Here is a 20,448-nt window from a genome sequence, read left to right on the forward strand (position 1 = left end):
GCGATCTTTTGGACCGGTGAACCGAGATATAACTCTACCGGAGCTTGTTGAAGAATTCCAAATCGGATCATAGAGAGGCCAGTCATAGCAACTCTTCCCATAGCTGGTTCCCGGTGGAAGAATGTGCATGGTGGACTTATCGGTCCAACAAACTTCGGCGAAAGGCATTGCCCCAATGACTACTGCTATGACTCCTTACTTGGTATTTGGTGGTGTCGCCCGAGAAGCGATGGAGCATTACCATTCGATTTTTGGTGGCGAATATTCCGCCATGACCTTTCAAGAAGGCATGAATGACGGCAACCCTGCCACCGCCGACCTAATCATGCATTCTTCATTATTCGTCGATCGTGGATTGCACCTGATGGGCTCCGACGCCCCCATTGAAATGAACGTGACCGGCAACGGCACCATCGCACTCAGCAGTGATGCCACCGACCCTGCCGACGAATCAAAACTCACCGGATGGTGGGAGAAGCTCTCGGTTGATTCGCGTATTGATGAACCACTGGCCAAGGCTCCGTGGGGAGATTCCTTTGGGATGCTCACCGACAAGTTTGGAGTGCGCTGGATGTTCAACATCAGTGCGGTGCGAAGCGAAGAAGGCTAACTAGCAGCTCAGGTAATGCGAGGGGCGAGGATCATTTGATCCTCGCCCCTCGCATTACTTGCTGCAAAGACTATTTTTCTGCCGGTCCGTCGATTCGTTCCAGCACCGCGTCAGCACCGATAACTAGGCCGATTTTTTGTGCTCGACGCTGGGTAATCCACGCGATGAGCAATCCAAGTGCTGCCAGAATCGCGCCCACTATGGACGGTGCACGATAGCTGAAGCCTGCGGTAATCACTATGGCACCTAAGGCAGCGCCCAAGGCGTTGGCCACGTTCAATGCTGAGTGGTTCAGCGAAGCCGCCAACGACTGCGCGTGCGGGGCAGAGTCCATCAATAGCGTCTGCAAGCTCGGAATGAGCAATGATCCGACGGCTCCGAGGACAAACACCATGATTAAGGTCGGGATTACCCACGAGGCAACCGCGGCGAAAGTCAGCATACTGAAAACCATCAACACGCTGGCAAGCTTGATCGCGCCGAAGATGGACCAGTCGGCAAGCCGGCCTCCGATGAGTGAACCGACCACCATGCCTACACCGTAGAGTCCCAAGGCCAGCGGCACGAGGGCGATATCCAGCCCGGTTTCGTCGGTAAGTGTGGGCGAGATATATGAATAAACCGCGAAGAAACCGCCGAAGCCAACAATGCCTGTAGCCATGGCCAACCACACCTGCACGCTCTTGAGAGCTGAGAGTTCCCGGCGCATGCTGGCACCTTGGGTAGCTTTACGCATTGGCACAAAGAGGCTAATCAAGACAAAGGTCAGTACGCCCACCGCGGCGACCACGAGGAACATTGAGCGCCAACCGGTTGCCTGACCAAGCAGAGTCACCAAGGGAACACCGGCAACGTTCGCCACAGACAGGCCAAGCATGACCCAGGCAATGGCTCGGCCTCGCATACTTGCCGGGACAATGTTTCCAGCCAGCACACCGGCCAGACCGAAGTAAGCACCGTGAGGTAAGCCGGAGAGGAAACGAGTAAACAACATGGTGTTGTAGTCCGCAGCAAAGAACGAGGTAAGGTTTGCGACGGCGAAGAGCAGGATCAGAATTTGCACCGCTCGTTTTTTGGAGATTTTTGCAGCGAGGGCCGTCAGTAGCGGAGCGCCAACCACCACTCCGATGGCGTAGGTACTAATCACTAGGCCCATCTGTGAGTTGCTCACACCTAGATCGGTGGCACCTTCTTGCAGCAGACCCATCATGGCAAACTCGGTGACACCAATGCCAAAGCCACCCATGCCTAAGGCGATAATCGCGAAGAGCAGGGCTCTGCCTTCTAAATATCGTGGTGGCGTTAATTGATTCATGGTGCCTCTAACTTTGCTGCGAATGGATTTTTCACTTCGTACGACAACGTTGGCGCCAGTAACAATCGTAGTGACTTTCTCTCTAGCTTGCCCAACGCATAACTCGATATCAGTATTCCGCGGTCAATCCATGGCTCTGCCAGCAACGTGTGGCAATCTGGAATCCTCATGTCCAATGCAGCCCAACATCGTCTGACCGCCGGCCGGCTGGCCGGGAGGTTATTGATAGTTCTCTTGTCCCTAGCGCTCACGGTAGTGCTTGTAGCCCATCGAAGCTTTCCAGAGCGCGCTGGGCTTGGCCTGTTCCTCGACAATTTGACCCCGTGGCTCGGCTTTGGGATACCCGTGCTGCTACTTCTAGCCATGCTGGTGCGTGGCCGGATCACCTTCCTGATCTTGTTATTACCCGCCATCGCGTGGGCATGGATCTTTGGTGCAGCTTTCGTTCCCGCAAACCCGCCGGAGCCTGTGGATAAATTCACGGTGGCCACACAAAACGTGCATCAAGATGGAGCGGCTGCCTCCGCTGAAGGATTAGTGGCTGAGGGTGCAGATTTAATCAGCCTGCAAGAACTTGGTGAGGGACAAGCCGAACAGGTGGGACAGCTTCTAGCTGATTCTCACCCGCATCAGTTCTCGGTAGGAACCGTAGGCGTCTACAGCAAGTATCCAATCCTGGATCAGCAGCCTTTGGATCTTGGCTTGGGCTGGTCGCGAGCTGCGAAGTTGCGTATACAAACGGAAACTGAACAGGTGACCGTATATGCGGTTCATGCGGCGTCGGCACGCCCCTTGGACCATGAAGAGCGAGATACGATGCTCAGGAATTTGGGGCAAATCATGGCTCGCGACCGTAGCTCAAAAATCATTGCGCTCGGCGATTTTAATGCGACCAGCACCGACAGGCATTTCACTCCGATCTCTGACCAGCTCGAAGAAGTTCCACACGAGTCCTGGGGATTCGGCATGACCTGGCCAAATCGCCCGGTGCCCGTGCTAAAAATTGATCATGTAATGGTTCGTGGCCTTGATACGGGATCGGCTAGTACACTGTCGCTCGGCGATTCTGATCATCGAGCAGTGTTTGCCACCCTCGATTTGGCGTCGTCCTGACGACCTAGCTCATCCCCGTTTCGCGCAGGGTGATGTTGATTCGTCCGCCACCCAGTTTCCAGTGTGCAGGCCCGGTGCCCGGGTAAATCTTGGTCACCGCGTGAAAGGCCCAGCGGGCGGGACCTTCAAAAACAAAAAGATCTCCTGAAGCCAACCTCACATCCTGATAGGGCTTGGTCCGAGTTTCATTGTTTCCTAGACGGAAATTTGCACTGTCCCCAATAGACAGTGAAACGATAGGCGCATTGACCTTCTCCTGCGCGTCCTGATGCATTCCCATGGTTGAACCGGGCGGATAATAATTGATGATCGCCACATCTGGGTTGTATGCCTGTGCGTTAGGCGGATCTGTGGTGGTCTCGGCCACTGCGCGCCGCCCTAGTTCAACAAGCCAGTCTGGCATTGGCGGGACTGGCGCCCCGTTGAGGTCCTCGGCGGTACGGGTGTATTGATAGTTGCCCCAATGCCATCCAAGGCACACGGTTTTGACCTTCATAGGATGCCCGTTGACTAAGGTGGAATGCGGCGGCACTGGCCCTTGTCCCCAGCTAAGAAACTGCTCGGTGATCCAATCTTGTTGCTCGGCTGTGAGCCATCCGGGCACATGTACTGCGCCGGGCCTCAGGGTCTGCGGCTCGCGGCCGAAAGCACCGTCGTCAAAGAGGGACTGCATAGCTCCACTGTGCCGTGTTTTGGCTTCGGCAGGCAACTACTGGCGCAATCAGGGGTTACTCGCAGGCGGCGGTAAAGCGTTCTAGTACCAGATTCACTAGTTCCCTCGGCACCTGCTCATCTGCTGCCAGTAGCGGCCCGCTGACCAGCTCCGCGCCGCAACGCTCGATCAAGGATTGAAAATATCCGGGCGCCAGCAGGTAGCTGGCCACCACCACGCGGCGCTGCGGCGCAGCGTCCCGTGCCGTGGCAACGGCTTGTCCTAGTGCGGGTTCGGCCGCCGCAACGAAAGCTACACTCACCGGCACTCCTAAACGCTCGGCTAAAAGCGCCGCGGCTTGGTGGCAGTCCTGTGTACCTTGACCCAGGCGAGTCCCGGCCCCGGCGAGAATTACGGGTTCACCAGGTAACCAACCGGCCTGCACAAGTCGGTGCTCGATTACCTGAGCGAGCAACTTGTGCGGACCGAGAGCTGCGGCCACGCGAGTAGCCGGTCTAAGGACGGCCGCCTCGGTAAGGTCTTGGTCGACGTGTACCCCACGCGAGATTAGCAGCGGAACGAGAACCGATGACTGGTTTCCCTCCGGTAATCCGTGAAGCAGTGAGCCTACTCGGGGTTCTTGCACGTCAACAAACGCCTGATGTACTTGGACGTCGGCTACGCGGCGCACCTGCGCAACAAGGGCGCTGACGGCACGCTGGCCTGCCGGATCATTTGTGCCGTGTGAGACCGCGACCAAAGAACATTGCCGAGTTAATGTTGCACTTGCAGCGCTCATGCGGTTCTACCGGTATCGGCCATCTTTGGAGCCATGCTGCGTGTATGGCTTAGCGATAAGCCCCGACAGTCTATTTGTTCGTGGTTTTTGCATGGGTTCACAACTCGTCCCTTCGCTAGCTCCGGCCTGTGCGGTACGAGCCGATGTGCTCAGCCTACGAGGCATGTGTTTCAGTCAAAGGCTTCGATTGTTTCACCGGGGTAAAACGATTTTCACCCCTGCGGCAGTCCATCCAGTCCGCAAGAAAATTTCCAAAGTGGCCCGCCTTCACCCACGTCAACTTTATAAATGAATTATTCCAATGGAAACAATTGGGAAATTTCAGGGTAAACCCCGCCCTATAGTCTTTTTAACATCAAGCCACACCCACCCAAGTGGAGATGAATTCCCATGTCAAGCCATGCACCTGAAAAAATAGCGCATAAAACTAAGGTCCGCTTATCCACGCATCAATGGATAGAAGCAACACAGGGACAGATGATTTTACACGTCGGAACACCGTTATTCGCCCCGCTATCTAGCGCTGTAGGAAGCGCCGGATACGAGTTGGCAATCGAGCTACGACGATGAGCAATGAAAACTTTGACATCCAGGGGTGCACGATTCTGCTCGCCGGGGATCCTGTGGGCCTGGGCAAGGCCAACGCGCACTACTGCGCACGCGGAGCCCGCGTGCTTTGCGCTTCTAGCCCAGAGACCGGAATTTCGCAGCTGAACGCGTGCACCTTGCTCGTCATTTGCGACGCATCCCCCGAAAGATTCACCGCGTTACGGAAGGCTGCCCGGGAACGCGGACTACCGGTGATCACCCGTAGACCTGTCGCTGATACCGGCCAGATCACGCTGATCGGTGGCGGGCCCGGTGCACTAGACCTGCTGACCGTGCGCGCAGTGAATGCACTGGGCGACGCAGACCTAATCTTCGTTGATCGGCTGGGTCCCGCGGCCCGGGTGCAAGAGCTTGCTCCGCAAGCACTGCTCGTAGATGTAGGTAAACGCCCTGGCCACCACAAAGTTACCCAAGCCCAGATTGAACAGCAAATGCTTTCCGCGGCTCTCGCCGGATCAAATGTGGTCAGGCTCAAGGGTGGAGATCCTTTCGTTTTCGGCCGCGGCTTCGAAGAGCTCACAGCGGCGACCAAGGCAGGCGTCGCGGTGAGCGTCGTTCCGGGGCTCAGCTCCTGCATCACCGTTCCCGCTGCTGCCGGTATTCCCGTCACCGCGCGCGGGGTGAACACAGTGTTCTCCGTAATCTCGGCTCACGACCCGCTTCAAGAACAACAGTTTAAACACCTGACAGGGCTGGACGGCACCATTGTCATTCTGATGGGCATGGCCACCTTGGAGCACACTGCTTCCGGGTTCCAGCACCACGGCATGTCCCCAACGATGCCCTGCGCGATCATCGAGTCCGGCACCACCGGCGACCAACGTACCACCCATGCAACGCTTGGAACCTTGGCGCAGGTTTCGCGGGCCGAACGGTGCGCCAACCCGGCGGTGATCGTCATCGGCGAAGTAGCGGCGCTACCGCAACGCCTACTGGCCGAGGAACTTGCCGGATTGCGGGCCAACGCATGAGTCCGCAATTATCCCTGCCTCTGTCAGGATTTCGAATCGCAGTAACCAGCAACCGGCGATCCGAGGAGCTGGTCGAGGCGCTGGAACGCCGTGGAGCCGAAGTCACCCACGCACCCCTGCTGAAGCTTGCCCCGCTAGATGATGAGGCTGTGCTGGTGGAACAGACTAAGAAGTTGATCGAGTTACGCCCCGAAACCGTCATTATTTCCACGGCATACGGGCTGCGACGCTGGTTCGATTCTGCCGAGGCTGCCGGGCTCGGACATGAGCTTTGCCAATGTTTGAACTCGGCCAAGCTCTATGTGCGTGGGGCGAAGGCTCACGGTGCGGTCCGTGCTCTGGGCTTTCACGCCACCGCGGTAGCCAAGGACGGAACCACCGCCGGGTTGCTAGACCAACTGGCGAATGAAATTACCGGTCAGACCGTGGCAGTACAGCTACATGCAGACAGCGATCATGGGCTGCAGTTGGCGCTGCGTGAACTCGGCGCAGCACGAGTGCTCAAGGTGGAACCGTACCGGTGGCTCGATACCAGTTCAGAACAACACCTCTCCAACTTGGTCGAGGGTATTTGTGCCGCCCATTTTGACGCGATCACCTTCACTAGCGCACCGAGCGTGCACGCTTTACTCGCCGCCGCCCGCTCGCGCAATCGTACTGCGGCGCTGATTCGTTCGTTAAGTGAACGAGTCGTCGTTGCTACCGTTGGTCCGGTGACCGCTGCTCCCTTGGAAGCTGCCGGAGTGACCGGCACATTGGTTCCCGAGCGCCACCGTATGGGTGCGATGATCCTGCAGTTGGTCGGTCATCTCAGTGAATTAGGCACGTTGAGCACTTCGACGGTATTTGGCGACTGCGCCCTGCGTGGCCGCACGCTGAGCCTGAATGGTGAACGTTGCGAACTTTCCCCGGCACAGACCGAGATCCTGCGCCGGCTCATGGAAGCCAGCGGCTCGGTGGTAACCCGTGAAGAGCTTGTCTCGGTGTTGCCCTCCACATCTTCGAATCACGCGTTGGATATGACGCTGAGCCGCTTGCGGCGCACGCTACCGCACCCGGACCTGATCACTACCGTCATCAAACGTGGTTACCGGATAAACGTGTAACTAAGCGTTATAACAAGCAGTTGGCCCACTGACCGATAAGGGCATTTTTCGGTCAGCGGGCCGGCTGTCTTGTGTTTCGCTGCTTCCAGCGGATCAGCGCCATATTAGAAATGCATCGTAGCGCCGATGTCATTAGGACACCGCCGGCCACCGAGTACCGGAAGTTGATGCCAACCCAAACGTTGAGCCGCATTCGCGTTACTAGTTTTTGCAGTGCCTACTGCGATTGCCGCGTCGATTACAAGAATTGGCTTGGCGTAGCTCTTCAGGCGCCTGGCTTCGCCATCGATACGGTCTGTATCCCACCGCATTATTCTTATTTTCTGAGCCTCATTTTGTGATGGTTTGGGGCCATTGCGCCCCAATGCCCCTTTGGGTAACCGATTGTTCTCTCACCGGCAGTGCCATTGCGAGGTGCCCAGCCACACACCTTGGTTCGAGAGTCGATTGTGGCTATCTAAGTGATTATCCGTAGTATCGAGTCATGGCACAGATACAGGTGGTTGGCGAAGCTCTAGCCGATATCGTTGATGGCGTAGCACATCCAGGTGGTTCCCCGATGAATGTCGCGGTGGGGCTAGGCCGTTTGGGCCATGAGGTCACCTTGACTACCGACCTTGGCGATGATGAGCACGGAGCATTAATTTCAGCGCATCTAGCCGATTCCTCGGTAAAACTTGCGGCCGACACTTACTCTCAAGAGTCCACCAGTTACGCAACCGTCTCCGTAGACGGAGTGGGCGATGCGACCTACGAATTTAGTTTGTCCTGGGACCTGCCCCAGGGAGTGGCCTCCTCTGAGGCACAACTTTTACATACCGGGTCCATCGCTGGATGGCTGGCGCCAGGTTGCGAAAAAGTCCTCGAAGCTTTTGAAGCGTCACCGGCAGATCAGTTGCGCAGTTACGACCCCAATGTGCGCCCCCAGCTCATCCGCAAGCGTTCCACTGCGGTGAAGCAAATCGAAAAGATGATGAGTCTGTCCCATGTCGTCAAGCTCAGCGATGATGACGCCCTGTGGCTATATCCAGGATGGGATTGCCAGCGGATCCTTGACCATATTTTGGAACGTGGCGCGAAACTCGCGGTCATGACCTTCGGCGCGCGCGGCGCCACGGCCCGCGCGAAAAACACCGAGGTGATGGTTCATTCACGTCCGGTAAAGATTGTCGACACTATCGGTGCCGGTGATGCTTTTATGTCTGGGTTGCTTCACGGGCTGCTTAATAGCTCCTTGGCTCAGGCGCTGACCACCAAGGGTGCCGCTCTAGATCAGAGTGAATTGGAGTTCGCGTTGACTCAGGCGACTCGTTGCTCCGAGCTCACCGTGCTCACTTCTGGTGCTAACCCACCGCGACTTGAAGCACTCAACGATTCCCTGCAGGCACAGATTTCATAGTCCCATCCGTCAGTTGACGCTCAGTGTTGCTAGAGTTCCCTAGCAGGTATGCGTTTCGACTAAGGGGTAATCATGGGCAGCAAGGTACCGGCAGCTGAAAACACGCTGCGCGTCTTGCGTTTACTGGCAAGCAGGAAATCGCCGACCCCCGCAGCAATGATCGCTAAACTGCTGGAGTTACCGCGCTCGAGTGTCTACCAGTTACTCAATGTCATGCTCGAACAGGGCTTTATCGCCCACTACCCCGAGGAGAAAGCCTACGGGCTGGGGGTTTCCTCATTTGAACTTTCCAGCGCCTACACGCGTCAGGAACCCTTAGCGCGCTTCGGCGCTCCTTTGATTGCGCAGCTGGTCGACAAGGTGGGCGAAAGCGCCCATCTTGCGGTCCTACACGGCGCGGATGTGCTTTACATTGTGGAGGAACGAGCCAAGGGACGGCCCTCATTGGTGACCGAAGTCGGGGTGCGTTTACCTTCGCATTTGACCGCCTCGGGGCGGGCCATTCTTGCTGCACTCCCAAAATCTCAGGTGCGTGCGTTGTATCCGGGGTCCGCAAGTTTCAGTAGCCGGGCTCAAGACAGCGGGATAAATTCTTATCAGCAGTTGCGCCGCGAATTAGACCAGACCGCCACACGTGGTTTCGCGGTAGAGCGTGAAGATGTGACCGCAGATTTCCATTCGCTCGCGGTTGAAATTTTAGATGCTAATGGTTGGCCGGTTGCAGCGGTTGCCGTCACCTTCCTTGGGGACCGAGTTCCGGAAGATCAATGGGATCCGCTACTAGAACAAATACGTAATACCGCCGCGCAGCTGACCTCGCGGATTCAAGGTCGGCGCAACAGCCCCGCACCCGCAGTCTGAAATTCCGGACAGCACCGTGAAAACCCCCGTGTGCTAGATGCGCCCTATGGCCAATGATGGAAGCAGTTAGTTACTTCACCTACCGCTAAAGGAGTCCATCGTGAGCCATGAACCACGAGTCGTCCGCGCCCCCCGTGGCACAAAGCTCAACGCCAAATCTTGGGCTACCGAAGCACCGCTACGGATGCTGATGAACAACCTCGACCCAGAGGTTGCCGAACGCCCGGAAGATCTAGTCGTTTACGGTGGCACCGGCAAAGCAGCACGCTCTTGGGAGGCCTTTGACGCCATCGTTGAGACGCTGAAGGATCTGGAAGAAAACGAAACCTTACTCATCCAGTCCGGTAAGCCAGTGGGCGTATTCCGTACCAACAAGTGGGCACCGCGCGTATTGATCGCTAACTCAAACTTGGTTGGAGACTGGGCGAACTGGGAGCACTTCCGCAAACTCGAGGACGAAGGCCTGATGATGTACGGACAGATGACTGCAGGCTCCTGGATTTACATTGGCACCCAAGGAATCTTGCAGGGCACCTATGAAACCTTTGCCGCCATCGGACGCAAACGCTACAACGGCACATTGGCAAACACTCTGACATTGACCGGTGGTTGTGGTGGCATGGGTGGCGCTCAACCGCTGGCGGTCACGCTGAATAACGGCGCCTGCCTGATCGTTGACGTCGATGAAACTCGGCTCCGTCGGCGCGTATCCAAGCGCTACCTCGACGAGGTAGAACTAGACCTAGACAAGGCGCTGGCCAAGGTCGGTGCAGCGAAGGCTGAGGGCCGCGGACATTCGGTTGGGTACGTCGGCAACGCCGCCGAGGTCTTCCCCGAGCTGTTGCGACGCCACAAGGCCGGCGAAGTGGCTTTCGATATCGTCACCGACCAGACCAGCGCACACGATCCGCTGAGCTACCTTCCGGTGGAATACACCTTGGAGCAATGGTCCGAAGCTGCGGCCAACGACGCCGCTGATTTCACCCACAAGGCACAGGCTGCGATGGCCAAACATGTTCAGGCAATGGTTGAATTTCAGGATCTCGGCGTTGAGGTATTTGATTACGGAAACTCGATCCGCGACGAAGCCCGAAAGGGCGGCTACGATCGGGCGTTTGAATTCCCAGGCTTCGTTCCTGCATACATTCGACCACTATTCTGTGAGGGACTTGGCCCATTCCGTTGGGTAGCGTTATCCGGTGATCCAGAAGATATCCGCGTTACCGATCAAGCATTGAAAGAACTGTTCCCAGAAAACGAACACCTGCACCGTTGGTTGGATGCCGCCGCGGAACGCGTGGAGTTTGAAGGACTACCAGCACGTATCTGCTGGTTGGGCTACGGCGAACGTGCCAAGGCAGGCTTGCTCTTCAATCAGTTAGTCGCCGAGGGCAAGGTCTCCGCACCAATCGTCATCGGCCGTGATCACCTGGATTCCGGTTCCGTTGCCTCTCCTTACCGTGAGACCGAGGCCATGGCTGACGGCTCCGATGCGGTAGCCGATTGGCCACTACTGAACGCACTCACGGCAACGAGCTCGGGCGCTTCTTGGGTTTCCATCCACCATGGTGGCGGTGTGGGCATGGGCCGCTCCATCCATGCAGGTCAGGTCTCCTTGGCTGATGGTAGCGAGATGGCTGCCGCCAAACTAGAAGCACTGCTAACCAATGATCCAGGTATGGGCGTCATCCGCCACGTTGATGCCGGGTACGACCGCGCAATCGAGGTCGCTGCGGAACGTGGTGTGCGAATCCCGATGCAGGGCAAGTAGCGAGAACCGGTCAACAGGCGCGGGCCGTGGAAGTTTAGCAGTAGCACTGCAGGCTTTTACGGCCCGCGTTTTGTACGTGTGAGAAAGCACCGGCCAAGTCAGGATCTCGTATCCGAGTAACTGCCTTCGAGTAGTTTGGGAATTTTGGCTGGCTCACCTAGGTCCATCAGGTTGTTGGCAACCTAGGGAAACGCGCGGACTTGGACGTCAGCGCTGAATCCTTGAAGCTACAGAATAGTTCTTTACGCTACCTACGCCGAGCTCGTCATAGCAGTGACCCGCCACTTCGTTAATTGAAGCGACGGGTCATTGGAGTACAACTAGATAATCTGAACCTTGGCATGTGAACTGGCCAGATGGGGTGCGCTAACTCCGCTTAGGAACCAGCATTGGTGCCACCATTAAAATGATCTAGTCGGCTGGGTCCTGCAATCATTCGGAATACACCCCAGCACATGAGCATTGTTCCCCAGGCAACGATGATCCATAAAGGATTCATACTAGGGGCCACTCCCATAGGCACCCAAAATATGGCTACCGAGAACATGATCGCGAACAGGGCCCCACCTGCGGCTAATCCCAAGCCTAAGTGGGTATTGAGTTGAGACGCTCCGTGAATCGTTGGCATGGCGTCACTCCATTTCTGCCCGGGAATCCCGGGATAGAATCGGCTTTCTTCCATTGAACTGACGGCAATGAAACTTGTCCGCCAGTAAAGCGAAGTGGACTGTTGTCTATTCGCCTGTGCTTTTGCGTGATTCCATATTCTGGTCCCTTCCAGAAGACTTTTCGCCCAGTAGCCGGCTAGAGCAACAATGCTCTCGCCTATAGCCACTACTTCTCACCATACGCCGGAATTACACTCATGGCGCAGCTTCATACCAAACATTCAGGGGACGGGAAATAACCTCTGCGACCGGTTGCTCTCAGCCACCGGCGCTATCTAATTTGCCGCGCAGATTCCTACAAGCTCGCGGGCTGATTAGGAACGTGCCAACAGGAAATGATGTGACCAGTGTAGGAGCCTGCAAGCAGACTCCTACACTGAAGACCTATAGTCGCTTTGCGGCTACACTGGCCAACGCTTCGGAAGTGAAGACCTGGTATCCGAAGTCACCGTGGTATCCGTGAATCTCGCGAGTATCCAGAACATCCATGTAGTCAAGAATTTCAGTTGAGACTACCTGACCCGGAACCAGCACGGGGAAGCCTGGCGGGTATGGTGTCACGAAGGCAGCAGAAACTATTTGTTCCCCACTTTGAATTCGTTGACGGATCTCAGGTGAAAACATGAAGTGCGTGGCCGGGTCTTGGTACGTCAGGTAGTAGGCCGAACGCATATCACCACTTCCACCGCCGCCACTAAATTCGTCGGCGAAATAGCTGAAGTCAGGCATCGGCACTTCAGTTGCAGGAACCTTCTTGCCGTCACCCATGGCACGCCCATCGAGGCGGCGCTCGTGCTCCAGCTCCTCGGCGATCTTCACTAACACTTCAATCAAGTGCGCAACTGCCGAACGATTGGTACCAATGTTTGTCATCAGTAGCACCGAGGTACGGCTGGTCTTATTCACCTGAATTGAGTGACCATCCATCAGGTAGGTGTGCTTAAAGGTGTCTCCGTCGACTCCAGTGCGACTGATGTCTAAGGTCAGTCGTGACGGGTCGACAACAAACTCGTCTTCGGCCCATGACCGGTCCCAAACTTCCAGCCCGTCGCGTACCGGACTAGCGGTATCACTGCACCGATATTCACCAGGGATTAGCTCTTGAGTATCAAGCACACGGAAGTATTTGCGCAATAGTTTATTGCGTGTCATCGCTCGGACGATTGACTGCGCCAAATCGACCTGTCGCTGCACCAGCGCGTAACCCTCAAGTTCTGCCTGACGTCTTCCAATATCCAAAGACGCGAGGATCTGATAGTTCGGGGACGTAGAGGTGTGAGTCATATAGGCTTCGCGGAACGTATTTCGGTTACGCTCGGCAAAATCCTGATCATGAATATGAATCATCGACCCCTGGCGCAATGAGGTCAGGGTCTTATGCGTCGACTGCGTCGAATAAACTCGCAACCGAGTTTTTGCAGGGTCAGCCAGCAGGCGCGTTTTTATCCAAGCATCGTCATTGGACGGATCATCCAGGGTTCCGGGTTCGGGCAATGCTGCCTGTTGAGCGGCAAAACGCTCGCGGTAGTCTTTGGTCTCGAATGTGGTTCGGATTCGCTCGGCCGCGGCCATACCTGTGCGCTGACGATAAATCGGATGGAAACCAGCAAAAGCGAACCATGCCTCGTCCCAAAGGAAAACTAAGTCAGGCTTGATTGCCAAGCACTCTTCCATGACACGACGTGGATCATAAATAATTCCGTCAAAGGTGCAGTTAGTCAGCGTCAACATTTTGACCTTGTGCAACAAACCTTCACGACGCAGCTGCAGCAGGCGACCCTTGATCTCCTCCAGAGATACTGCCCCATACATCGAGTATTCGTTCAGCGGGTAGGCCTCTAGATAACTGACATTTGCCCCGGCCAGCACCAGCGAATAGTGGTGCGACTTATGGCAGTTTCGGTCAACAAGCACAATATCGCCTGGAGCCAGAATTGACTGGTGGACGATCTTGTTTGCGGTAGAGGTGCCGTTCGTAACGAAATAGGTCCGGTGGCTGTTGAACGCGCGAGCCGCTAGTTCATGAGCTTCCTTGATGGAGCTCTGCGGATCAAGTAGCGAATCTAGACCACCAGAGGTGGCCGAGGTTTCAGCCAGCAAAAGGTTTTTCCCGTAAAAATCTACGAGGTCGCGTGCCCACGGGGAATTTTGCACTGAGCCCGCACGCGAAATCGGCATCGCGTGGAATACTCCGCCTGGACGTTTGGCATAAGCCTGCAAGGCGTGGAAGAAAGGAGTGTTGTACCGTTCCAAAACTTCGGCGATCAATGACAGGTGTAGATCCATGCCATCGTTGCGGGAGAAGATGCGCTTGAAGCGTCCGGTAATCTCGTGCGCAATAGATTCCAGCGCGACCCCGGCGATGAGGTACACGGGGATCTCAGGACGGAGCAGATCTATGATCGCTTCCAGATCCAAAATCCGGTCGATTTGTCGCATCGTTTTGAAACGTCCGGCGGTATGCCGGGAGACGTACTTGCCTAATGTGGCGCTCAAGCGCCGGCGAGTTTCCAATTCAAAGCGGGCGGTGAGCACGACCGCTTGAATTGTCGGATTAATGACGATCGCAGTCAGCGCATCTTCGACGCTAGGGACTACGACAAAACTGTAGACGAAGGAATCGGTTCGTTGGCGTTGTTCCAGCATCTCTGCTTTGAACCGTTCAATCTCGTCCGCCGGCCCATTGTCTACGAGCAGTATTTCAACCTTGGGGGTAATTTTCCGCTGACTGCCGCGGGTCTCATTACCGCGTAACTCGTCGCTCTGCGCGGCGGCTTCGCTTTCCTCGGCGTCAATATCGTGGCCTTCGCCATCAATGTATTGCGTCTGGGTGCGGAAAGACTGATTTGCCTGGTACACCTTGCTCAAGGCATCACGAAAGTGGCCTTCGTTCATCAGGGTTTCAACTTCGTTAAAGTAATCGATTCCCGGTGAGGCCCAGTATGGTTCGATAGCCGAAAGTAGGCTCAGTAGTTGCCTTGCGTCGTGCTCGTGCTGCTCCCCGGCAACCTTGTCGTCGAGGCCTCGAATGATCTCACCCAGGACATATCCGAGGTGCTCCCAAGCATCTTTGCGCTTTCGCCAAGCGCTTTCTGGTGTCGCTGTTACTTGTTTTTTCATTGTGGTCAACCTTGCGCTCACGGTTGCCGGTCCTTCGCTCGTTCTTCAATGTTTTGATAACCGATGTGTTGTCAAAACCGTGCCACGTCGTTGTGGCTTGGTCTCCAGAGCCTACGTCAGTCTCCACAGAATTCTGGTATTCGTGAAGACAATTTACCAATTTCACGTAACGATGGGAAGCAAGTTCATTGATACAAAGAAATATACGAGATGCGACATTTAATTAGTGACTTTCCGATGAATTCTTCCGAAATATACAAAACTAACTAACCACTTCACGCGCTGTCCGAAATAACAGACAGATTAGGGTGAAGCAAACGAAATACACGCTGATTCTGGCGAAGAATGGACGTTAGAGACAGCTTCACTTACGAACGGAACACCTTTCATGAATACCTCACCTACGTCGGTAACTCTTCATCTGACCAATACGACGGCACAGGACGTCCTACGCGTTGCTCGCCATGATATTCAGGTTGATATCTCAGCTGAAGTGAGCGAGAAATTAGCCGAAGTCCGCACACATATTGATGCGCTGGCAGCTTCTGAAACTCCGGTTTATGGTATTTCCACTGGTTTTGGTGCTTTAGCTACACGTCATATCGCTCCGGCAGACCGCGCCAAGTTACAACGTTCGCTGATCCGCTCGCATGCTGCTGGCATGGGCACCCCCGTAGAACGCGAAGTTGTCCGCGCACTAATGTTCCTCCGCGCGAAGACGCTGGCCAGTGGACGCACCGGGGTCCGCCCGGTCGTGCTCGAAACCATGGTCGCCTTGTTAAACGCGGGGATCACACCCGTCGTGCGCGAATATGGTTCGCTTGGCTGCTCCGGTGACCTCGCACCACTTTCGCATTGCGCGTTAGTTCTGATGGGAGAGGGCGAAGCTACGGACAAGCACGGAGTAAACCGCCCAGTTCCCGAGCTACTTGCAGAGGCTGGAATCACCCCCTTAGAGCTGGCGGAAAAGGAGGGTCTTGCGCTGGTTAACGGAACCGATGGCATGCTGGGCATGCTCTTGATGGCGTTGGCTGACCTTGATGATCTAGCCGATATTGCTGATGTTAGTGCAGCCATGAGCGTCGAAGCCCAATTCGGTACGGATCAAGTATTCCGCCCTGAACTTCATGAACCACTGCGTCCGCATCCAGGCCAGGCGCTCAGCGCGGCCAACATGTTCGGCGCGCTTCAGGGTTCACAGGTTGTGGCTTCGCACCGCGAAGGTGATGGCCGAGTCCAGGATGCGTATTCATTACGTTGTTCCCCGCAGGTCACCGGCGCTGTGCGAGACACCATCACCCATGCGCGGATGGTGGCGACCCGCGAGCTAGCTGCTGCAATCGACAACCCCGTAGTACTTCCTTCCGGGGAGGTCTCTTCCAACGGAAACTTCCACGGGGCACCGGTCGCCTACGTCTTGGATTTCTTGGCAATTGCCGTGGCAGACCTTGGCTCTATTGCCGAACGACGCACCGACCGCATGCTTGACCCAGCACGTTCACGAGATCTTCCTGCCTTCCTTGCCGATGATCCTGGAGTGGACTCCGGAATGATGATCGCGCAGTACACACAGGCCGGCCTAGTGGCAGAAAATAAGCGTCTGGCTGTACCTGCCAGCGTTGATTCCATTCCCTCCTCGGCAATGCAGGAAGATCATGTGTCCCTCGGGTGGCATGCAGCACGCAAGCTACGCACCGCGGTGGATAACCTGCGCCGCGTATTGACTATCGAATTAGTCGTTGCTTCCCGCGCCTTAGACCTGCGAAAGCCACTCACTCCGGCACCGATCACAGGTGCCGTCCACGAGGTAATCCGCAGCAAAGTAGCCGGCCCTGGCGAGGACCGTTTCCTCTCCGCTGAGCTGGAGGCAGCCTACGAACTGCTGGCCGACGGGACCGTAATTTCGGCGTTACATCACGCGCAGGGCAAGTAGTTCACAGAAGGTTTGCCGTGCTAAGTAGTATGCTGGCACGGCAAACCTTCTTGAAGATTGGGAACTCGTTCCATGCAACGCACCATGTTTAAGTCCAAAATCCACCGCGCAACCGTCACCCAGGCCGACTTGCACTACGTTGGCTCCATTACGATCGATTCAGATCTGTTGGCAGCCTCCGACATCTTGCCAGGTGAGCTTGTCAGCATTGTGGACGTTACCAATGGTGCACGGTTGGAAACCTACACCATTGCTGGTGAGCCTGGCAGCGGTGTCATCGGCATCAACGGCGCGGCCGCGCACCTGGTGCACCCCGGAGATTTGGTGATCATCATCAGTTACGCGCAGATGCAAGACGCTGAAGCCCGGGACTACGTGCCAAGCGTGGTCCATGTTGATGAAGAAAATAGAATGATCCATCTCGGTGATGATCCCGCCGAAGCTGTCGCCGCGGGAGTCCATACCCCGCCCTTCGCACAGCTTCGTAATAGCTAATTATTTTGTTCTCCGGCCAGCCGACGCGCAAGAAATTCCGCGGTTCGGCTGGCCGGATTTTTCGCGACCTGCTGCGGGGTTCCCGTAGCGACAATTTGGCCGCCACCATCTCCGCCGGCTGGACCCAAATCGATCACCCAGTCGCTGGCTGCCACCACATCCATATGATGTTCCACCACTATCACCGTATTTCCTTGATCTACGAGTTGGTGTAGCTGAGCGACCAATAGCTGAACATCTGCTGGGTGCAGTCCGGTGGTTGGCTCGTCGAGCAGATACAGCGTGTGGCCACGTCGTTGGCGTTGTAACTCGGTAGCCAGTTTGATGCGCTGCGCCTCGCCACCGGACATCTCTGTAGCTGGCTGTCCAAGTTTCAGATATCCCAACCCAACCTCACGCAGGGTCGCTAGTGCCCGGGCCGCAGCCGGTATTTCAGCTAAGAATTCTTCTGCTTGAGTCACGCTCAATTCAAGAATTTCAGCAATGTTCTTTCCTTGATACTCCACTTCCAAGGTCTGTTCGTTGTAACGAGTACCGTGGCACCGCGGACAAGGGCCGTAGGTTCCGGGCAAGAAAAGTAGTTCAATTTCCAGGAATCCTTCGCCCAAACAATTCTCGCAGCGTCCGCCGGTTACGTTGAAGGAGAAGCGTCCGGCACCGTAGCCACGCTTGTGAGCTAAGGGTTGCTCTGCAAAGGTCTTTCGAACCGCGTCGAAGAGTCCGGTATAGGTGGCCACATTTGAGCGCGGCGTACGTCCGATAGGTTTCTGGTCCATCAGCACCACACGGTTAATCTGGTCGGCACCATGCACTTGGCTAATTACCGCTCGCACCATCGAGTCTTCGGATTCCTCGGCCTCCCCCAGCGATTTCCCACCTGCGGCTTGGGCCAGTGCAACCGAAACAAGACTCGATTTTCCAGACCCAGAAACTCCTGTCACCGAGCTAAAGACTCCCAAGGGGAACTTCGCATCCACATTTTTCAGGTTATGTAGCTTGACTCCATGCAGTTCCACCCAATCACTGGCGGTTCGTAGTTTCCGCGTTGGGGCAGGTTTAGGGGTCAGGAACTGACGCGTCACCGAGCTTTCTACCTGCGCAAGGCCGGAGACTTCTCCACTATAAAGTACCTGTCCTCCCCCACTACCTGCGCCGGGACCCACATCCACAATCCATTCGGCACGGGTCACCACATCCATATTGTGTTCCACAACAAAGACGGTGTTCCCTTCGGCCTTTAGCGCATCAAGCACCTCGATCAGTGGTTGCACGTCTGCCGGATGCAGCCCGGCAGAGGGTTCGTCGAGCACGTAAATTACACCGAACAGGCCGGCGCGTAGTTGCGTGGCGATGCGAAGTCTTTGCATCTCCCCCGGCGATAGCGTTGGGGTGTTGCGGTCAAGGCTCAGATAACCTAGGCCAAGTTCCAGAAGCACCTGAATTCTGGCCAAAAGGTCGGTGCTAATTGTGCTGATGACATCGGCTTGCGCTTGGCCTTCGGAGTCTATGGCAAAGGGGCGCAACAACTGGGCTAAGGATTGCAATGAACGTGAGTTGAACTCGGCAATGTTCAAACCCGCAAAAAGTACCTTTAATGAGTCATTGCGAAATCCCGTTCCGCTGCACTGAACGCAGTCCTGTGAAATCATAAAGGCCAATGCTTTGGTTCGCAGGTTTTCGCTCTTGGAGGTGGCCACGGTATGGCGCACGTAGCGTTCGGCACTCCAAAAACGCCCCTTGTAGGGCTTGGCTACGCGGTCCCGCTCGGGTGTCACCTCAACCACCGGCTGTTCCTCGGTGAACAGTAACCAATCGCGAGTTTTCTTGCTGAGGTTCTCAAATGGCACATCGATGTCGTAGCCAAGATGCGTAGTGATGTCACGTAGATTTTTGCCTTGCCAGGCTCCTGGCCATGCGGCAATCGCGCCCTCGCGGATGCTCAAGGTCGGGTCAGGAACTAGCGAACGTTCGCTGACCGAATGCACTGTGCCAACACCGTGGCATTCGGGGCAAGCACCTACCGCCGTGTTCCGGGAGAATGAGTCCGATTCAAGTCTGCTGGCCCCGTCGGGATAGGTTCCGGCGCGAGAGAACAACATTCGCACCGAGTTAGATAGCGTGGTTAATGTACCCACGCTGGAGCGTGAACTAGCGGAACCTCGGCGTTGCTGTAAGGCCACGGCCGGCGGAAGCCCGGAAATAAACTCAACCTTTGGGCTGTGCCCCTGAGCGATCAGACGTCGTGCATAGGGTGCGACCGATTCGAGAAAACGCCTCTGGGATTCGGCAAAGATGGTGCCGAAAGCGAGCGAAGACTTGCCTGAACCCGAGACCCCGGTGAAAGCAACAATGGCATCGCGCGGGATGCGCACCTCAACATTGTCTAGATTGTTTTCGTTCGCCCCACGTACGTGAATAAATCCGTCGTGCTTTGCCGTGTTCAAGTGCTGTGCAATGCTCTCCATCTTTCCCACAGTACGCGCCGTGGGCGCTGCGGCTCAATTTCAACGACGCCGCTCAGGTATTCCCATGGTTTCGGCAACGCATAATTGATGGCACAAGTCCGCTCAGTCCTCATCCTAGCAATCTTCGTCCGGGCAGCCTTGCCATGTTTTAGAAAAGTATCCAACGATGTCCAGTCCGATGCCCAGCGGGTAGCTGTCAGCTACCGACTCGTGAACGCGCTGTGCGGATTCATTCAGCACCAAATGGAAAAACCGGCACACCGATTCGTAGTTCCACACTTCCATGGTCAGTTCTACAAGTTCGTGATGCGAGATTGAGTCTTGTGCCTTGATCCCGAGTTCTTCGGCAAATCCCGTCACGATGTCTAAGGTCAGCGGATGGTCCTTGCCGCAATCACACCACGACAATCCCTTGTCCGGCATAGTCCAAACATCGGGTTTGATATGTGGTTCCAGATTCATGTTCATAAATTTCGCCTAGCTACTTCCTCTTGGGATGTCTCAAGATATACAGAGCCACCGACATTTTGGATAGAGATTCGTGATGCTCTTGGCAGTCGT

Annotated in this window: 16 protein-coding genes; 9 read left to right on the forward strand and 7 right to left on the reverse strand. The window is 55.8% G+C overall.

Going from position 1 to position 20,448, the window contains the following annotated elements:
- Positions 1–175: 175 nt before the first annotated feature.
- Positions 176–610 (forward strand): VOC family protein, encoded by a 435-nt coding sequence (locus tag IEX04_RS01065; protein WP_096255843.1) that lies wholly within the window; start codon positions 176–178, stop codon positions 608–610.
- A 70-nt stretch (positions 611–680) separates the two neighbouring features.
- Here IEX04_RS01065 and IEX04_RS01070 read toward each other — a convergent pair whose 3' ends face one another.
- Complete coding sequence (locus IEX04_RS01070; RefSeq protein ID WP_188683049.1) at positions 681–1,925, reverse strand: MFS transporter; 1,245 nt, start codon at positions 1,923–1,925, stop codon at positions 681–683.
- Between the two features lie 168 nt (positions 1,926–2,093).
- Between IEX04_RS01070 and IEX04_RS01075 the strand changes: the two genes are divergently transcribed.
- Complete coding sequence (locus IEX04_RS01075; RefSeq protein ID WP_096254924.1) at positions 2,094–3,038, forward strand: endonuclease/exonuclease/phosphatase family protein; 945 nt, start codon at positions 2,094–2,096, stop codon at positions 3,036–3,038.
- A gap of 4 nt (positions 3,039–3,042) precedes the next feature.
- Here the strand turns inward: IEX04_RS01075 and IEX04_RS01080 are convergent, their stop codons facing one another.
- Positions 3,043–3,711, reverse strand: a complete 669-nt coding sequence (locus IEX04_RS01080) for an alpha-ketoglutarate-dependent dioxygenase AlkB family protein (RefSeq protein WP_188683051.1) — start codon at positions 3,709–3,711, stop codon at positions 3,043–3,045.
- A gap of 55 nt (positions 3,712–3,766) precedes the next feature.
- Positions 3,767–4,489, reverse strand: a complete 723-nt coding sequence (locus IEX04_RS01085) for a sirohydrochlorin chelatase (protein ID WP_096254922.1) — start codon at positions 4,487–4,489, stop codon at positions 3,767–3,769.
- Positions 4,490–5,055: 566 nt separating this feature from the next.
- Between IEX04_RS01085 and cobA the strand changes: the two genes are divergently transcribed.
- Both cobA and IEX04_RS01095 read left to right on the forward strand, forming a co-directional pair.
- Positions 5,056–6,069 carry a uroporphyrinogen-III C-methyltransferase gene (gene cobA, locus IEX04_RS01090; protein ID WP_096254921.1) on the forward strand — a complete coding sequence of 338 codons (1,014 nt, stop codon included), beginning with the start codon at positions 5,056–5,058 and terminating at the stop codon, positions 6,067–6,069.
- Positions 6,066–7,175 carry a uroporphyrinogen-III synthase gene (locus tag IEX04_RS01095; protein ID WP_096254920.1) on the forward strand — a complete coding sequence of 370 codons (1,110 nt, stop codon included), beginning with the start codon at positions 6,066–6,068 and terminating at the stop codon, positions 7,173–7,175. Before cobA ends, IEX04_RS01095 begins: the two co-directional genes overlap by 4 nt.
- A gap of 104 nt (positions 7,176–7,279) precedes the next feature.
- On the opposite strand, the gene IEX04_RS01100 is transcribed toward IEX04_RS01095, so the two are convergent.
- A complete protein-coding gene (locus IEX04_RS01100; protein ID WP_096254919.1) occupies positions 7,280–7,486 on the reverse strand; it encodes a hypothetical protein in 207 nt (68 codons plus the stop codon).
- Between the two features lie 173 nt (positions 7,487–7,659).
- Between IEX04_RS01100 and IEX04_RS01105 the strand changes: the two genes are divergently transcribed.
- The 3 genes from IEX04_RS01105 (at position 7,660) to hutU (ending at position 11,206) form a co-directional block, all read left to right on the forward strand.
- Complete coding sequence (locus IEX04_RS01105) at positions 7,660–8,574, forward strand: carbohydrate kinase family protein (RefSeq protein WP_188683053.1); 915 nt, start codon at positions 7,660–7,662, stop codon at positions 8,572–8,574.
- Positions 8,575–8,646: 72 nt separating this feature from the next.
- Positions 8,647–9,435: an IclR family transcriptional regulator gene (locus IEX04_RS01110; protein WP_096254917.1), complete on the forward strand. Its 789-nt coding sequence runs from the start codon at positions 8,647–8,649 to the stop codon at positions 9,433–9,435.
- A gap of 100 nt (positions 9,436–9,535) precedes the next feature.
- A complete protein-coding gene (hutU, locus tag IEX04_RS01115; RefSeq protein ID WP_188683055.1) occupies positions 9,536–11,206 on the forward strand; it encodes a urocanate hydratase in 1,671 nt (556 codons plus the stop codon).
- A gap of 1,052 nt (positions 11,207–12,258) precedes the next feature.
- Here hutU and IEX04_RS01125 read toward each other — a convergent pair.
- A complete protein-coding gene (locus tag IEX04_RS01125; protein ID WP_229676932.1) occupies positions 12,259–14,994 on the reverse strand; it encodes an aminotransferase class I/II-fold pyridoxal phosphate-dependent enzyme in 2,736 nt (911 codons plus the stop codon).
- A 388-nt stretch (positions 14,995–15,382) separates the two neighbouring features.
- Between IEX04_RS01125 and hutH the strand changes: the two genes are divergently transcribed.
- Complete coding sequence (gene hutH, locus IEX04_RS01130; protein ID WP_188683061.1) at positions 15,383–16,927, forward strand: histidine ammonia-lyase; 1,545 nt, start codon at positions 15,383–15,385, stop codon at positions 16,925–16,927.
- 72 nt (positions 16,928–16,999) lie between these two features.
- Complete coding sequence (gene panD, locus IEX04_RS01135) at positions 17,000–17,422, forward strand: aspartate 1-decarboxylase (protein ID WP_188683063.1); 423 nt, start codon at positions 17,000–17,002, stop codon at positions 17,420–17,422.
- On the opposite strand, the gene uvrA is transcribed toward panD, so the two are convergent.
- A complete protein-coding gene (gene uvrA, locus IEX04_RS01140; RefSeq protein WP_188683065.1) occupies positions 17,419–19,887 on the reverse strand; it encodes an excinuclease ABC subunit UvrA in 2,469 nt (822 codons plus the stop codon). The two genes, panD and uvrA, sit on opposite strands and share 4 nt — an antisense overlap.
- A gap of 114 nt (positions 19,888–20,001) precedes the next feature.
- Complete coding sequence (locus IEX04_RS01145) at positions 20,002–20,355, reverse strand: hypothetical protein (protein ID WP_188683067.1); 354 nt, start codon at positions 20,353–20,355, stop codon at positions 20,002–20,004.
- Between the last annotated feature and the right edge of the window lie 93 nt (positions 20,356–20,448).

It is taken from the genome of Glutamicibacter ardleyensis, assembly GCF_014644555.1.
Lineage (GTDB): Bacteria > Actinomycetota > Actinomycetes > Actinomycetales > Micrococcaceae > Glutamicibacter > Glutamicibacter bergerei.

Excerpts from the sequence above, each read along its gene's own strand:
- hutH (WP_188683061.1), top strand. The coding sequence starts at position 15,383 with ATGAATACCTCACCTACGTCGGTAACTCTTCATCTGACCAATACGACG.
- IEX04_RS01075 (WP_096254924.1), top strand. The coding sequence starts at position 2,094 with ATGTCCAATGCAGCCCAACATCGTCTGACCGCCGGCCGGCTGGCCGGG.
- IEX04_RS01125 (WP_229676932.1), bottom strand. The coding sequence starts at position 14,994 with ATGAAAAAACAAGTAACAGCGACACCAGAAAGCGCTTGGCGAAAGCGC.
- IEX04_RS01070 (WP_188683049.1), bottom strand. The coding sequence starts at position 1,925 with ATGAATCAATTAACGCCACCACGATATTTAGAAGGCAGAGCCCTGCTC.
- IEX04_RS01085 (WP_096254922.1), bottom strand. The coding sequence starts at position 4,489 with ATGAGCGCTGCAAGTGCAACATTAACTCGGCAATGTTCTTTGGTCGCG.
- IEX04_RS01095 (WP_096254920.1), top strand. The coding sequence starts at position 6,066 with ATGAGTCCGCAATTATCCCTGCCTCTGTCAGGATTTCGAATCGCAGTA.
- IEX04_RS01105 (WP_188683053.1), top strand. The coding sequence starts at position 7,660 with ATGGCACAGATACAGGTGGTTGGCGAAGCTCTAGCCGATATCGTTGAT.
- IEX04_RS01080 (WP_188683051.1), bottom strand. The coding sequence starts at position 3,711 with ATGCAGTCCCTCTTTGACGACGGTGCTTTCGGCCGCGAGCCGCAGACC.
- IEX04_RS01100 (WP_096254919.1), bottom strand. The coding sequence starts at position 7,486 with ATGCGGTGGGATACAGACCGTATCGATGGCGAAGCCAGGCGCCTGAAG.
- cobA (WP_096254921.1), top strand. The coding sequence starts at position 5,056 with ATGAGCAATGAAAACTTTGACATCCAGGGGTGCACGATTCTGCTCGCC.
- IEX04_RS01145 (WP_188683067.1), bottom strand. The coding sequence starts at position 20,355 with ATGAACATGAATCTGGAACCACATATCAAACCCGATGTTTGGACTATG.
- IEX04_RS01110 (WP_096254917.1), top strand. The coding sequence starts at position 8,647 with ATGGGCAGCAAGGTACCGGCAGCTGAAAACACGCTGCGCGTCTTGCGT.
- panD (WP_188683063.1), top strand. The coding sequence starts at position 17,000 with ATGCAACGCACCATGTTTAAGTCCAAAATCCACCGCGCAACCGTCACC.
- IEX04_RS01065 (WP_096255843.1), top strand. The coding sequence starts at position 176 with ATGACTACTGCTATGACTCCTTACTTGGTATTTGGTGGTGTCGCCCGA.
- uvrA (WP_188683065.1), bottom strand. The coding sequence starts at position 19,887 with ATGGAGAGCATTGCACAGCACTTGAACACGGCAAAGCACGACGGATTT.